The organism is Amycolatopsis sp. NPDC051061 (assembly GCF_040682935.1).
Lineage (GTDB): Bacteria > Actinomycetota > Actinomycetes > Mycobacteriales > Pseudonocardiaceae > Amycolatopsis.
In genome coordinates this window covers 194,987-207,030 of sequence record NZ_JBFBBZ010000004.1, presented here as the reverse complement: position 1 = coordinate 207,030, position 12,044 = coordinate 194,987, and the positions used below count along the sequence as shown (strand labels likewise).

At 70.8% G+C, this 12,044-nt stretch carries 14 protein-coding genes; 5 read left to right on the top strand and 9 right to left on the bottom strand.

Going from position 1 to position 12,044, the window contains the following annotated elements; genetic code table 11:
• Nucleotides 1-28 precede the first annotated feature (28 nt).
• Entirely contained in the window at nt 29-604 is a 576-nt protein-coding gene (locus tag AB0N03_RS07480; RefSeq protein WP_364366864.1) for a TetR/AcrR family transcriptional regulator, read from the top strand.
• Here the strand turns inward: AB0N03_RS07480 and AB0N03_RS07475 are convergent.
• Together AB0N03_RS07475 and AB0N03_RS07470 are read right to left on the bottom strand one after the other, a co-directional pair.
• On the bottom strand, nt 578-736 hold the full coding sequence (locus AB0N03_RS07475; protein WP_364366861.1) for a DUF397 domain-containing protein: 159 nt from the start codon (nt 734-736) through the stop codon (nt 578-580). The genes AB0N03_RS07480 and AB0N03_RS07475 overlap by 27 nt on opposite strands.
• An 11-nt stretch (nt 737-747) precedes the next feature.
• Nucleotides 748-1,545, bottom strand: coding sequence for a helix-turn-helix transcriptional regulator (locus AB0N03_RS07470; protein ID WP_364366858.1), 798 nt, complete (start codon nt 1,543-1,545; stop codon nt 748-750).
• A gap of 105 nt (nt 1,546-1,650) precedes the next feature.
• Between AB0N03_RS07470 and AB0N03_RS07465 the strand changes: the two genes are divergently transcribed.
• On the top strand, nt 1,651-1,854 hold the full coding sequence (locus AB0N03_RS07465; RefSeq protein ID WP_364366855.1) for a zinc finger protein: 204 nt from the start codon (nt 1,651-1,653) through the stop codon (nt 1,852-1,854).
• A complete protein-coding gene (locus AB0N03_RS07460) occupies nt 1,848-2,270 on the top strand; it encodes a hypothetical protein (RefSeq protein ID WP_364366852.1) in 423 nt (140 codons plus the stop codon). The genes AB0N03_RS07465 and AB0N03_RS07460 overlap by 7 nt, the downstream gene beginning before the upstream one ends.
• Here AB0N03_RS07460 and AB0N03_RS07455 read toward each other — a convergent pair.
• From AB0N03_RS07455 to AB0N03_RS07445, 3 genes are read right to left on the bottom strand one after another with little or no spacing between them, the layout of a single operon-like run.
• Entirely contained in the window at nt 2,260-4,536 is a 2,277-nt protein-coding gene (locus AB0N03_RS07455) for an NB-ARC domain-containing protein (protein ID WP_364366849.1), read from the bottom strand. The two genes, AB0N03_RS07460 and AB0N03_RS07455, sit on opposite strands and share 11 nt — an antisense overlap.
• 8 nt (nt 4,537-4,544) lie before the next feature.
• Entirely contained in the window at nt 4,545-5,156 is a 612-nt protein-coding gene (locus AB0N03_RS07450; RefSeq protein ID WP_364366846.1) for a DUF6879 family protein, read from the bottom strand.
• Nucleotides 5,149-5,418 carry a hypothetical protein gene (locus AB0N03_RS07445; protein ID WP_364366843.1) on the bottom strand — a complete coding sequence of 90 codons (270 nt, stop codon included), beginning with the start codon at nt 5,416-5,418 and terminating at the stop codon, nt 5,149-5,151. The genes AB0N03_RS07450 and AB0N03_RS07445 overlap by 8 nt, the downstream gene beginning before the upstream one ends.
• A 183-nt stretch (nt 5,419-5,601) precedes the next feature.
• Between AB0N03_RS07445 and AB0N03_RS07440 the strand changes: the two genes are divergently transcribed.
• On the top strand, nt 5,602-6,087 hold the full coding sequence (locus AB0N03_RS07440; protein ID WP_364366840.1) for a DUF2127 domain-containing protein: 486 nt from the start codon (nt 5,602-5,604) through the stop codon (nt 6,085-6,087).
• On the opposite strand, the gene AB0N03_RS07435 is transcribed toward AB0N03_RS07440, so the two are convergent.
• The 3 genes from AB0N03_RS07435 to AB0N03_RS07425 all read right to left on the bottom strand — a co-directional run bounded on the left by AB0N03_RS07435 (nt 6,073) and on the right by AB0N03_RS07425 (nt 10,437).
• Nucleotides 6,073-7,611 (bottom strand): amino acid ABC transporter substrate-binding protein, encoded by a 1,539-nt coding sequence (locus tag AB0N03_RS07435; protein ID WP_364366837.1) that lies wholly within the window; start codon nt 7,609-7,611, stop codon nt 6,073-6,075. The genes AB0N03_RS07440 and AB0N03_RS07435 overlap by 15 nt on opposite strands.
• A 14-nt stretch (nt 7,612-7,625) precedes the next feature.
• A complete protein-coding gene (locus AB0N03_RS07430) occupies nt 7,626-9,611 on the bottom strand; it encodes a hypothetical protein (protein ID WP_364366834.1) in 1,986 nt (661 codons plus the stop codon).
• A gap of 115 nt (nt 9,612-9,726) precedes the next feature.
• Nucleotides 9,727-10,437, bottom strand: coding sequence for a serine/threonine protein phosphatase (locus AB0N03_RS07425; protein WP_364366832.1), 711 nt, complete (start codon nt 10,435-10,437; stop codon nt 9,727-9,729).
• A 112-nt stretch (nt 10,438-10,549) separates the two neighbouring features.
• Between AB0N03_RS07425 and AB0N03_RS07420 the strand changes: the two genes are divergently transcribed.
• Entirely contained in the window at nt 10,550-11,278 is a 729-nt protein-coding gene (locus AB0N03_RS07420; RefSeq protein ID WP_364366829.1) for an AfsR/SARP family transcriptional regulator, read from the top strand.
• Here the strand turns inward: AB0N03_RS07420 and AB0N03_RS07415 are convergent.
• On the bottom strand, nt 11,257-12,021 hold the full coding sequence (locus tag AB0N03_RS07415) for a hypothetical protein (RefSeq protein WP_364366827.1): 765 nt from the start codon (nt 12,019-12,021) through the stop codon (nt 11,257-11,259). The two genes, AB0N03_RS07420 and AB0N03_RS07415, sit on opposite strands and share 22 nt — an antisense overlap.
• Nucleotides 12,022-12,044 lie beyond the last annotated feature (23 nt).

The window sequence follows — 12,044 nt, the reverse complement described above, 5'->3', positions numbered from 1 at the left end:
ATCCGGGGGAGGCCACTACCATCCCCGCATGCCGACGCCGGACGCCCGTGAGCGCATCCTCGGAACCGCCACCCGGCTGTTCGACCGGCACGGGGTGCACGCCGTCGGGCTGCAGCGGATCATCGACGAGTGCGACTGCGGCAAGAACCTGCTCTACACCCACTTCGCGAGCAAGGACGACCTGGTCGTGGCGTACCTGGGCCGCTGCGCCGCCGAGTGGGACGCCCTGGTCGACGGCGTCCGGGCGGCCGCTCCGGAGCGACGGCTGGTGGACCTGGTCCGCGAGGTCGGGACGCGGGTGACCCGGCCCGGCTCGCGGGGGTGCGCGCTGCGAGCGACGCTGGTGGAGTTTCCGGAGCGGCGGCACCCGGCCCACCGCGTGGCGGTGGCCCACCTGGTACGGGCGCGGACGCAGCTGCGGGAACTGGCGGCGGAGACGTCGGCGCCCGACTCCGAGCGGCTGGCCGACCGGGTGTTGGTGATCATCGACGGCCTGTACGCGAACGGCCCGATCTTCGGCGACGACGCGGCCAAGGCAGCGGTCGCCTTCGCGGAGGACGTGGTGAAGGCGGAGACCTCAGCGGAGCCGGCGAAGGGCCGCTGACCAGGCCCGACGTGAGACGGTGAGCTGACCGGCGGCGGGTGCCTTGCTGTCCCGCACGCCGACGGTGCGCTCGATCGCCACCTCGACGCAATCGCCTTCATTGCCACTGTGCGAGGACTTGCGCCACGTCATGAGGCCTCCGGCTATCGGGTCGCCTCCGCGATCAGCTCGCGGGAGGCTTCTTCGCTGAGGGCATTGCCGGACACCATCTTAGCGAGTTCGCGGTAGGCGGCGATGTGTTCGCGCTCGGAGAGGAAGACGCTCCCACTGTAGTTTTCGAGGAACGCGATCGGCGGCAGGTCCTCGTAGTCGTAGATGAGGAAGCTGCCCAGCAGCCCGGGGTGGTAGCCCTCGCCCGCGCGCAGGATCCGTAGCGAAACGTTCGGCAGCCGGGACATCGCCAGCAGGTGGTCGAACTGGTCGGACATGATGTCCTCGTCGCCGACCGGCTCGAGGACCGCGGTCTCGTAGATGACCGCGCGCAGCCGGATCGGGTCGGCCCGGGTGAGGATCTTCTGCCGGCCGAGCCGGACCGCCAGTCGCGCATCGGCCTGCGCCAGCGTGAGGTTCGAATTGCTCAGCAGAGTGCGGGCGTAATCCGCGGTCTGGAGCAGTCCGGGAATGATCCCGAGTGCCCAGTTGGTCACCGCGGTGGCGGACCGCTCGCATTCGAGCAGGCCGCTCAATGGCCCGGGAATTTCCGGGGAGCCGGTGCTGACCCAGTCGGGATCGCGGGCCGTCCTGGCCAATTCCAAAAGGTGTTTCTGCTTTTCGCCGCGCACCTTGAAGAAGCCGAGGATGAGCGCCACGTCCGCCACCGACGGCAACCTCAACCCCTTCTCCCACAACGACAGCACTTGCGGCGCGAAGCCGAGTATGCGCGCCAGCTGGCGCAACCCCACTCCGTGCGCTTCGCGTACTTCGCGCAGCCCGGCGGCCAACGCGCGAGCGCGTGGCGTGGAAGAAGTCGCTTTCATGGGCCGATGATACGAAACCCGTCCATCACCCTCTCGGTGTGTTGGTGTCAACCGGATCGGACAGATTGAATGGACGTCATGTTGAGGTGGCAACAAGCGGAGGGAAAGCGACATGCGCTCGACGGGGCTTTCCCGCCGCGTCCGGAAGAAACGTTCGTCGGCTTGTGTGGAGCGGAGGTGACCGTCGCGGTGTGCGACGTTCCGCAGCTCGGCGGGCACTGGTTCGACCCGACCTGCGCCGAATGCCGGGCCGCGTGGCTGGCGCGGTGCTGACCGAGACCGACCGGGACCACCGGCTGCTCGACCGCATCCGCGACCTCCACACGTCGCTGGCGCTCGACCTGGCGTGGCTCGCTCGCACGCTCGACGACGAGACACCCCGGCCTGACATCCTCCGCGACCTGGGGGAACGTCTCGCCGACCTGGGCGCGGACCTGGTCACCCGCGCCGACGAGCTGGACGCCGAGGTCCGCGCCACCCTCCCGGACCACGGCTGGCTCCCCGAAGCGGGCGCACGGCGGCGCGCGCTGGCCGTCGCCCACCAGGTCGGCCCGCACCCCCTCCGGTGCGGGCCGATCTTCCTGGCCGTCTGCGGCGCGGCGTGCTTCCCGTTCTACGGCACCGACCCCACCGGCCGGACAGCGCGGCACGAACGGTGCGAAAGGTGTCTGAACCGCCTCAGCCCGTGAGAATCGCCGCCAGCCGCGCGTAGTGGCGCCGCGCGCGAGGATCGGCGAAGGACCCGAACAGCGCAAGCGCCTCTCGGCGTCCCTCCGCGGCTTCCCCGGCACTGCCCGAATCGTCCAGCGCGGCGCCGAGGTGGTCGAGTGCGAGGGCAAGCAACCAGGTCTCGTTCAGCTCGCGGAACACGGAGACGGCTCGGCGGCAGAACTGCACGCCTTCTTCGGCTCGCCCCATCATCCGGTAAGCGATGCCGGTGACGTCCCAGGTCTCGGCCTCACGCGCACGGTCACCCAGCTGCCGCTGCAGCGTCGCGGAGCGCCGGAGCGTCTCCAGGGCTTCCGCCGGCCGGTCGAGATCGATCTGGACGCGGCCTTCTTCCAACAGCCAGAACGCTTCTCGTGCGGGGTTCCCGTCTTCCCGTGCGATGCCCACGGCGGCCCGGATGTACTCGTACGCTTCGGCGGGCCGGCCGAGTTCCCTGTTCGTGCGGCTGAGCCCGCGCAGGGCGTCGCCTTCGCCACTGCGCAGTCCGAGCCGGCGGAACCCGGCCAACGCCTCGTTCAGCAGGCGCTGCGCCCGCTCGAAGGATTCGAGTTCGAGATCGACGTTGGCAGTGTTGTTGGTCGCGACCGCCAGCCAGTACGGCTCACCGAGAACGCCGGCGAGCGTGGTGACCCGGGCGAACAGGTCACTGGCCGCGATCAGGTCGCGTGCGCGGAACCGGGCCAGCCCCAGTGCGTTGGCCGACTTCAACTCGCCAAGTGAGTCGTCGAGCTCACGACGCAGGCGAAGCGCAGCCGACTGCAGTTCGATCCCCAGCTCCCGGTCGAAGTGCTGGGTGTGTGCCTTGCCCAAGCTCTCCAGCAGTTCCGCTTCGGCCGCGCGGTTTCCGAGCCGCCGGGCCACCCGGAGTGCGGTGGTGCTGGTTTCGATCCAGTCGCCGAAATGGTTGTGTTCGGCGTAAATCGGGTAAAGCGCCGCCGAAAGCTGCCAGGTGATGTCGGAGAAGTCGAGGTCGTCGGCCGCGCGGACGGCCCGGACCAGGTTTTCCCGCTCCTGTCCGTACCACGTGAGGGCGGCCGTGCGGTCCGGGAACGCCGGCGGGTCGCTGTCCGCCGCGGCCGGGGCCGCCGTCCAGGACAGGGCGTCGCCGCCGAGACGGTCTCGCGCGGCGAGCGCGCCGTGCAGGTACCACGACAGCACGCGATGCGCGGCCTCGAAGGCGGCGTCGGCGGTCTCCTCGGCCCGCGCCTGGTCATTCGCGTACATCCGCAGCAGGTCGTGGAACTGGTACCGGTCCGCTCGCGGCTGCTCGAGCAGGTGCGCGCCGACCAGGTCGTCGACGACGCGCCGGACCTTGGCCCGGGACCGGCCGGCGAGCGCCGCCGCGGCGGCGAGCGAGAACTCCGGGCCGGGGTGCAGCCCGAGGAGCCGGAACATGCGACTCGCCTCCGGCGTCAGCGCTCGGTAAGACCAGGCGAAAACGGTGCGGACGGCGTCGGACTCGTCGTCGTCATCGGCGGTCAGCGCGTCCCACAGTGCCGATTCGTCCCGCAGTTCGGTGATGAGGTCGCGCAAGGGTGTCCACGGCCGGTTGATCGCGCGTTCGGCGGCGATGCGCAGGGCGAGAGGGAGACGGGCGCACAGTCCGGCCAGCTCGGCGAGCTCCGCGGTGTCGTCCTGATCGCGGTAGCCGGAGGTGATGCGCTGGATCAGCTCGGTCGCTTCGTCCTCGGAGAGCACGCGCAGGCTCAGCCGGCGCGCGCCGTCCCTGGCCACGAGCCCGGACAAGCTGCTCCGGCTGGTTACGAGCACCAGGCACTCGCTGTTGCCGGGCAGCAGCGGCCGGACCTGCCCGACCGTCGCGGCGTTGTCCAGCACCACGAGCATCCGGCGGCCGAACAGGAGCGATCGGAACAAGGCGGCTCGGGACTCGAGGTCGGCGGGAACCGCCGCCACCGGCACGCTCAGCGCGTGCAGGAACCGCTCGAGCACCTCGTGCGGCGTGATCGGCGGCCCCGGGTCGTACCCGTGGAGGTTGACGTAGAGCTGCCCGTCCGGGAACCGGGCACGGATCCGGTGCGCCCAGTGCACGGCGAGCGAAGTCTTGCCGACTCCCGCCGTGCCCACCACGGCGATCGTGGCGCCGGGAGCGGTGCTGTCGTCGATGATCTCGTCGAGCCGGGCGAGGTCCCGAAGCCGGTTGACGAAACCGCGGACGTCGGCGGGGAGCTGGCGGGGGACCGGACCGGACGGCTCGTCACCGGACATCGGCCGGCTCACCACGCCGGGGGTGGCTGCCGCCCGGCGAGCTTCCTGGCGAAAAACGTGCCCAGCCCTTCGCCCTCGTCGTAGAGCCGGCGGGTGGTGGCCGTCCATCGGCTGATCAGCCCAGGGTCCGCGGATTTGACCGCACCTTCGAGTTCACCGCGCTCGGTGTACAAGACTTGATAAATGACCTTCTTGCCGAGGATGAAAAGTTCAGGAAGAACTTCTTCTTGTTCGATCTCGTCGACGGTGTGACCGGACACGACGCGGATCTTACCGCCCACCTGGAACCGCACGTGCAGGGAGTTGAGCTCCCAGTACAGATAGGGGCTGATCGGTTCTTCCACGACCCGGACCCGCCGAACTTCGAACCCGTGCCGGGCGATGCGGGTTTCGTAGTCGGCGACTTTCTGCCTGCGCTCCTCCAGGAGCCGCAGCGCCTTGGGCCAATCGCCCGCGGTGAAGGCGTCCCAGCTGGCGTCGCCGGACTCGACGAAGTGCTGTTGCCGCTCGAGCTTCCAGCACCCGCTGTCGTCGGTGCGCCAGAAGTTCTCGGCGTGGTCGGCGAAGTACTCGTCCGGCGTCAACCGATCACCGGGCAGGGTGACGAGACGTCTATGCATCGGGGATGTCCCCCTTGGCGTTGCGCATCATGATGCCCGGAATGACGACCAGTCGCTCGTCCGCGCCGATGCTGACCCCGTCGGGCAACCGCGCCGCATATCCCGACGTAAGGTCGCGGCCGATGATCGCCACGTCCCCGTTCGAAAGTTCCCAGATATCCGGGCAGCTGGGGTCGTTGTTCGTCCGGTCGAGTTCGATCGCGGACTTCCCCAGACGACGTTTGAACGACGCGTTCGGATCGGCTTCCCACAGACGTGGCATCACACGCTCCCCTTCTTTAGCCGGCGAACGGAAATTACAGCATAGAGATGATCTTGCTGCATTGGCAACAAATCGGGTGTGAATTCAGGGACTTGGCCAGGAAATGTCCCCTGTTCGGGCGTCTGGTGTCTCCGGGTGCGGACGCAGTGTGGTTGCGGCAGAGTGGGAGCGAGAGGAGGCGAGATGACCGAGACGAACACGACCGCGACCGAACGGTTCTTCCGGATCGCGATCGCGATCAAGGGGCTCGACGGCGCGCTGCAGGTCGTCGGGGCGTTGATCCTCGCGTTCATCCCGGCCTCGACCGTCAGCGGGTTCACCCACGCGGTCATCACGCGCGACCTGCTGGGCGACCCGTCCGGCACCCTCGCGCGGCACCTGGAGTCGGCGACGGAGAACTTCCTCCACGGCGACACGAAGACGTTCGCCGTCGCGTACCTGCTCGCCCACGGCCTGATCAAGCTCGGGCTGGTTTGGGCGCTCGCGAAAAAGATCGTCCGGGCGTACCCGGTCGCGGCGCTCGTCCTCGCCGCGTTCGTCGTCTACGAGATCTTCCGGGCGATCCACACCCACTCGATCGCGCTGCCGTTCTTCGCCGCGCTCGACGTCGTCATCATCGTCCTGGTCCTGCGCGAGTACCGGCAGCTCAAGCGGTCACGAAGTGCATGACGGCGACGTGTCCAGCGGCCGGCCCTGCGACCACACGAGGTCGACCGGGCTCGCCGCGCCGTCGGCCTCGATCCGCAGGATCGGCAGCACCTTGTCGATCTGGTTGCCGCTGTCCTGCCGGAACGCGATGAAGCCGGTGGCGCCGGCCACGGCCGAGTTGCAGTCGATGTTCGCGACGAAGTTCGTCACCGACCGCGGGCTGGCCGACGGGTCGTCCTCGGCCGCCTTGACCGCCGTCGCCACGGCGTCGTGCTCGATCATCGCCGAGCCGTCGGCCAGGGCCGCCGCCTCGAACTCGTGCGTGCCGGTGAACGCGTTGATGAAGTCCGTGTAGTTCTGCTGGTAGGTCAGCGCGGCGTCGTTGCCCGTGAACATCTTCCACTGGTCCGGGTAGGCCAGCGCCGTGTACAGCGGTGTGACGGCGATGTCGCCGGACAGCGGGAGTTTCGTGCCGACGAGCGTCGCCGCGTCGTCGCCGGAAATCACCGTGACCGAACGGAGCTGCTGGCACGCGCCGTCGTTCGACAGCGCGTAGACGAACGACCTCAAATCGACCCCGCGGCCGGCGAAGTAGATGACGTCCGGCTGGGCGTTGCAGATGTCGGAATGCATGCCGCGGAACAGTTTCTGGAGGTACTCGTCGCGGCTCGTGCCGGTGAGCTGCCCCTCGAGGGAGTCGTACTTCTTCGAGAACTGGATCGGCACCAGCTGCTGCTCGGTGAACGCCTTGGCCAGCGTGCCCGCGTAGGTGTCGGCTTCGTTGATGTCTGTGACGAGCATCGTGCGCCGCTTCGGGAGCTTCGCGATGTAGTTGACCGCGGCGTGCGCCTCGTCGCTGTTCGTCGGCCCGACGCGGAAGAAGTTCTTGATCCGCTTGCCGTCGGTGTCGACGTTCAGGTCGTCGGCGGTCACCGTCGCGCCGATCGTGACGATGCCCTGGCGGGACAGCTCGGCGATCGCGTCGCGGGTGTTCTGCAGGCTGATGCCGACGCCGGTGACGGCGGCGATGTGGTGGCTTTCGGCGTTCGCGACGATCTGGTCGACCGCCGCGCGCCAGTGCTCGGCGCTGCTGCCGAAGTTCGCCAGCAGCAGCTTGACGCCGGTGGTGTCCGGCCGCGGCCACGCGGCGGCGATCGCGCCCTGAACCTCGTGGCGGATGAAGTCGATCGGCGTGCTGTCGACGGCCGGGTCCGGCGTCAGGTTCTCGAGCACCACGACGGTCTTGTAGGCCGCGCCCGCCTGCGCGTTCCGGTCGGCGATCAGCGCTTCGAGGTCGGCGAGCGGATCGTCGTCGCGCAGCGGCCCGGAGTCGAGGGAGAGGCCGACGCAGACGTCGTTCTCCTCCGTCAGCCCGGCGCCGCACTGCTGCCACGGCGGGTTCCAGACGAGGTACCCGCCCACCAGGAGCACCACTACGACGGTGACCACGATCCAGTGCCGGTGGAGCAGGCTCCGGGGCCGGACGGGGGGTTCGGCGGTGCGGGTTCGCGGAGCGAAGCGGTCGAGCAGCGCGGTGCGGGGCATCGGCGTTCCGTCCGTCAGGGCCAGAGGCCGTCGGAGGCGAGCTTGGCGGTGGTGTCGAGCGCTTGGGTGTCCGAGCGCTGCGAGATCGACGACAGGTTGGTCAGCGCGGCGCTGATGTTCTTGTTCTGGGCCGGGCCACGCACCGCGAAGGGGTTCGCGCTGAGCCAGCTCGCGGCGACCAGCCGGGCGAGGTTGTTGCGGATTTCCGTGCGGTCGCCGGGGTTCTGCTCGATGTCGGCACCGACGAGCTTGCCGTAGAGCCGCTCGTAGTTCTCGTCGAGCGGCTGCGCGTCCGGGGCGTGGACGACGACCGTCAGCCGGTCGATCCACTCCTGGTGCGGGAGCTTCGGGAAGTCCCGTTCGAAGAGGTCCACCACGGCCGGGAAGTCGCCGAGGGCGAGCAGGCAGTAGGCGAGCCGGACGTCGTCGGCGCCCGGCGCGCCGCGCAGCGCGGTGAACTGGGCCGTGTACGTCGGGCCTGCGCCGCCGTTGCGCCGGGCCAGCGCGGACACCAGGTTGCCGGCCAGCCAGGGGTGCAGGGTGACGTGGTCGGGGGTGCCGCCGCCGTCGCCCGGCGCGTTCACCCACAGCGACGCGCGCAGCTCGGTGAGGATCGGGCCGACGTGCGGCTGGCCGACCAGGCCGTGCTCGGGCAGCGGGACCAGCCAGGGCGCGGTGGCGAACGGCGCCGCCGTGACCAGCGCGTCGGTGTCCACGGTGGACAGCCGGAGGTCGGTGAGCCAGCGGCGCCACGGGTCGGGGCCGGACGTGCCGAGGACGTCACGGGCACCTTGGCGGACCGGGGTGTCACGCAGGGCCGCGGCCAGCTGCTTCGCCGCCTTCGGCAGGCCGCCGCTGGCGCGGTGGACGAACTCGGCCGTCGCACGGGGGACGTCCTTGCCCAGCAGCGTCGCGACCTCGCGGAGGGTCAAGGGCTCGAGCAGCACGGGGTAGTAGGTGGGCGGGCGGGCGCTGTCCGGGTGCTCGGCCCAGTCGTCGTAGGAGGCGTCGCGGCAGCTCGGCACGATGCGGGCCGCCGTCCCGCCCGGCTGCCACGGTGGCCGCCAGGCGCGGGCCAGCTCGCGCTCCCACTCGCCGTCCCACTTCCCGCTCGTCGCCACGACCAGCAGCGGATCGCCGGTGCCGCGGTCGCTGTGCTTGTGCCGGTAAGCCTCGCGAGCCTGCGCCAGTGCCTTGAGGAACGCGAGGCCGCCGGGGTGGTCGACGTCGTCGAGCAGCACCACCCAGTTGTGCACGTGGGACTGCTTGTCCGGGTTGACGCAATCACACGGGCTGTGCCGCTCCGGGGCGGACATCCGGCGGTGGTTCTCGCGGACGTCGGCGAGGAAGGCTTCGGTCAGCCACGCGGTGACGGCGTCGGGGTCGGGCTCGTCCCCGCGCGCCAGCCAGTTGAGGTCGACCAGCGCGTCGAGCGCGTCACCGGAGGTGAACCGGTCGAACTCGGTCAGCGAGCGCAGGATGTGGCCCAGCCGCGGGCGGACGGTCTGGAGCAGCCCCGGGACCTCGTCGGCGAACGCGGCGCCGAACGGCGGCGGCACGGCGGCCTTCGTGAAGATGCGCAGCCAGGGATCGAAGCGGCCGGACCAGCGGCTGCGCTTGAACTCCCGGAGCCGGCCGCGCAGCGTCTCCCGATCTCGTCCGCGGTCGGTGGTGGTGAGCTCCGCGTTGACGGCGATCAGGGCGACGGCGAGGCGCAGGAACCGCGGCCGCGCGCGGTGCCGCCACTTCCGGGAGAGGTTGTAGGCCAGCCTGATCAGGACGTCGACGGGAGCCGGCTCGTCACCGGCGAAGTCGAACCGGGCGTGCACGACGCCCCAGCCGAGGTGGTCGGTGATCTCGGACAGCGCGTGCGACTTGCCGGCGCCGACCGGGCCGAGCAGGAGGACCACCGGTTGCGGCCGCGGCGGCTTGCCGGTCACGCCGTTCCAGAGCAGGCGGCGGGTCAGCAGGACGGAACCGGAATGATCCGTTTCGACCATCGGTGTGTACTCCCCCAGTGGACCACGAACACGTCAGGTCACCAGGATAAACGCTCCGTGACGGATCGGCTACCGGTGCTCCCCGATTGGCCGATTTTTGTCCATGATCCCGGGCTCACGCGGCGACGGGAAATCGCACCGTCGTGCTGGCGGCCTCCAGGGGTTCGACGTAGAGGGCGGTCGCGTTGTCCGAGCCGCCGCGGGCGAGCGCCGCGTCGACGAGGTCGGCCGCGCCGGTGCCCGGCCGGGCCAGCACCGCGCGGATCCCGCTGCCGGTGAGGGGCTTGTGGACGCCGTCGCTGGTCAGCAGCAGGCCCGCGCTCGACGTCTCCGCCGTGCCGATCTCCTCCGGCTTGGTCGTGCGGACGCTCGTGGTGACCACGTGCTCCATCCGCGGGGTCACCGGCTGGTGGCGGGCGCGGAAGTACTCGGCGAGCGTGTGGTCGGTGGTCAGGCGGCCGAGCGTGGTGCCGTCCCAGGCGTACGCGCGGGCGTCGCCGACCCAGGCGATGCGGTACCCGCCGTGCTCGGCCGGCATGGCGACGACGAGCACCGCGTCCCCGAGCGTCTGCTCGCGAACCGCTTGCTGCGCCGCGAGAACGGCTTCGACCGGTCCTTTGTGGACGGGGGTGCGGGCGGCGGCCGCGGCCGCGGTGCGGGCGGCCCGCGCGGCGGCGGGATCGTCTCCGACGCCGTCGGCGAGGGCGAACACGATGCCGGGGCCACCGGCCGCGGCGTACGCCCCGACGGCGTCGGCGTTGAGCGAGCGCGGCCCCTGGGCGCTCGCGGTGTGCCAGCGCGGGTACTCCGGTCGTGTCGTGCTCATCGCGGCCTCCTCGTCCCCTCTGTCCTCCATGATCCGCCGGTTACCTGTGGGCCGTCTGAGACTTTCCTGTGCCGGCGGTGTCGGTCCGGGTACCTTGGGAACGGGGTGGGGCATGGAGTTCCGGATTCTCGGTCCGCTGGCGGTGATCCGCGCGGACGGCCGCCCGGCCGTGCTCGGCGGGCGGAAGCCGCGGACGCTGCTGGCGGCGCTGCTGCTGGCCCGCGGGCGCGTGGTTCCCGATGAGCGGCTCATCGCGCTGCTGTGGGAAGGCGTCCGGCCGGCGACGGTCGACGCGCAGCTGTGCACGTACGTTTCCCGTCTGCGCAAGGGACTCGGGCGGCCCGCGCGGCTCGTCCGGTCGGGTGGCGGGTACCTGCTGGCGCCGGACGGCGCCGCGGTCGACGCGGAGGAGTTCGAGCGGCTGGCCGCTTCCGGCCACGACGAGCTGCGCGCGGGTGCGGCCGGGCGCGCGGCGGAGTTGTTCGGCGCCGCGCTCGACCTGTGGCGCGGCCCGGTCCTCGCCGGCATCGCCGAACCGCTTCGCGCGGGGGAGTCGGCGCGGTTCGAGGAGCTCCGGCTCGCCGTCCTCGAGAGCCGGATCGAAGCGGAGGTGGCGACCGGCGACCACCTGCGGGCGGTGCCGGACGCCACCGGCCTCGTGCTCGACCACCCGCTGCGGGAACGCGCGCGGGCGCTGCTCATGGCCGCGCTCTACGCGAGCGGGCGGCCGGCGGACGCGGTGGCCGTGTACCACCGGGGCCGGCGGATCCTCGACGAACGGCTCGGGATCGCGCCGGGCCCGGGGCTGCAGGCGGCTTATCAGCGGGTGCTGTCCGGGTAGGGCGACGAGCGGAAGTCCCGGTCGAGCTCGGCGGTCGAGCGCGGCAGCCAGTACCGGGCCTGCGCGCGGACCTGCTCGCGCGGCAGGCCCGGGTTGACGTGCCGGTGGTCGGGCTTCGCGATCGACTGCAGCGCCCAGGCGAAGCCGAGCATCGGGGTGATCCGCGCCCAGCGGCGGCGGTCGATGTCCAGCACCATCTGCGCGCGCTGGATGGCGTGCCAGAAGTGGTAGCCCGACGGCGGATCGCCGTCCATGGTGTGCACTTCGGACTCGACGTCGGCCCGCCGCGGGTCGAACAGGATCCCCTGCCCGAAGGCGGCGAAGGCCCGGATCAGGCCCTCTTCGTCGCCCCGGTAGAAGCGGTCGAAGTTGCCCAGCTGCAGCGCCGACAGCGTTTTCAGCGGCTGCTCGAGCGGCTTGACGAACTCCGCGTAGTTGCGCGGGTAGCCCGGTTCGAGGCTCAGCGCCCGCCACTTCGCGGGCAGGCCTTCCGGCGCGTTCTGCTGGATGAACGGGAAGAGCACCGCGTAGGCGTCCTGAACCTCCTGGGACGGGTGGTACAGCGCGATTTCGTCGAGCTGGTACCAGAGTTCGTTGGCCTTCCGGTCGCCCAGCATGCCCGGCACGGGCGGCAGGGCCGTCGTCGTCGCGGCTCCGGCCGTGCCGGTCATGAGCGTGGTGCTCGCGACCGCGACGACCGCCCCCGCGCCGATTTTGAGCAGGTTCCGGCGATCGAGCGTCATGGATTTCACCCCCGTCGGCGGCC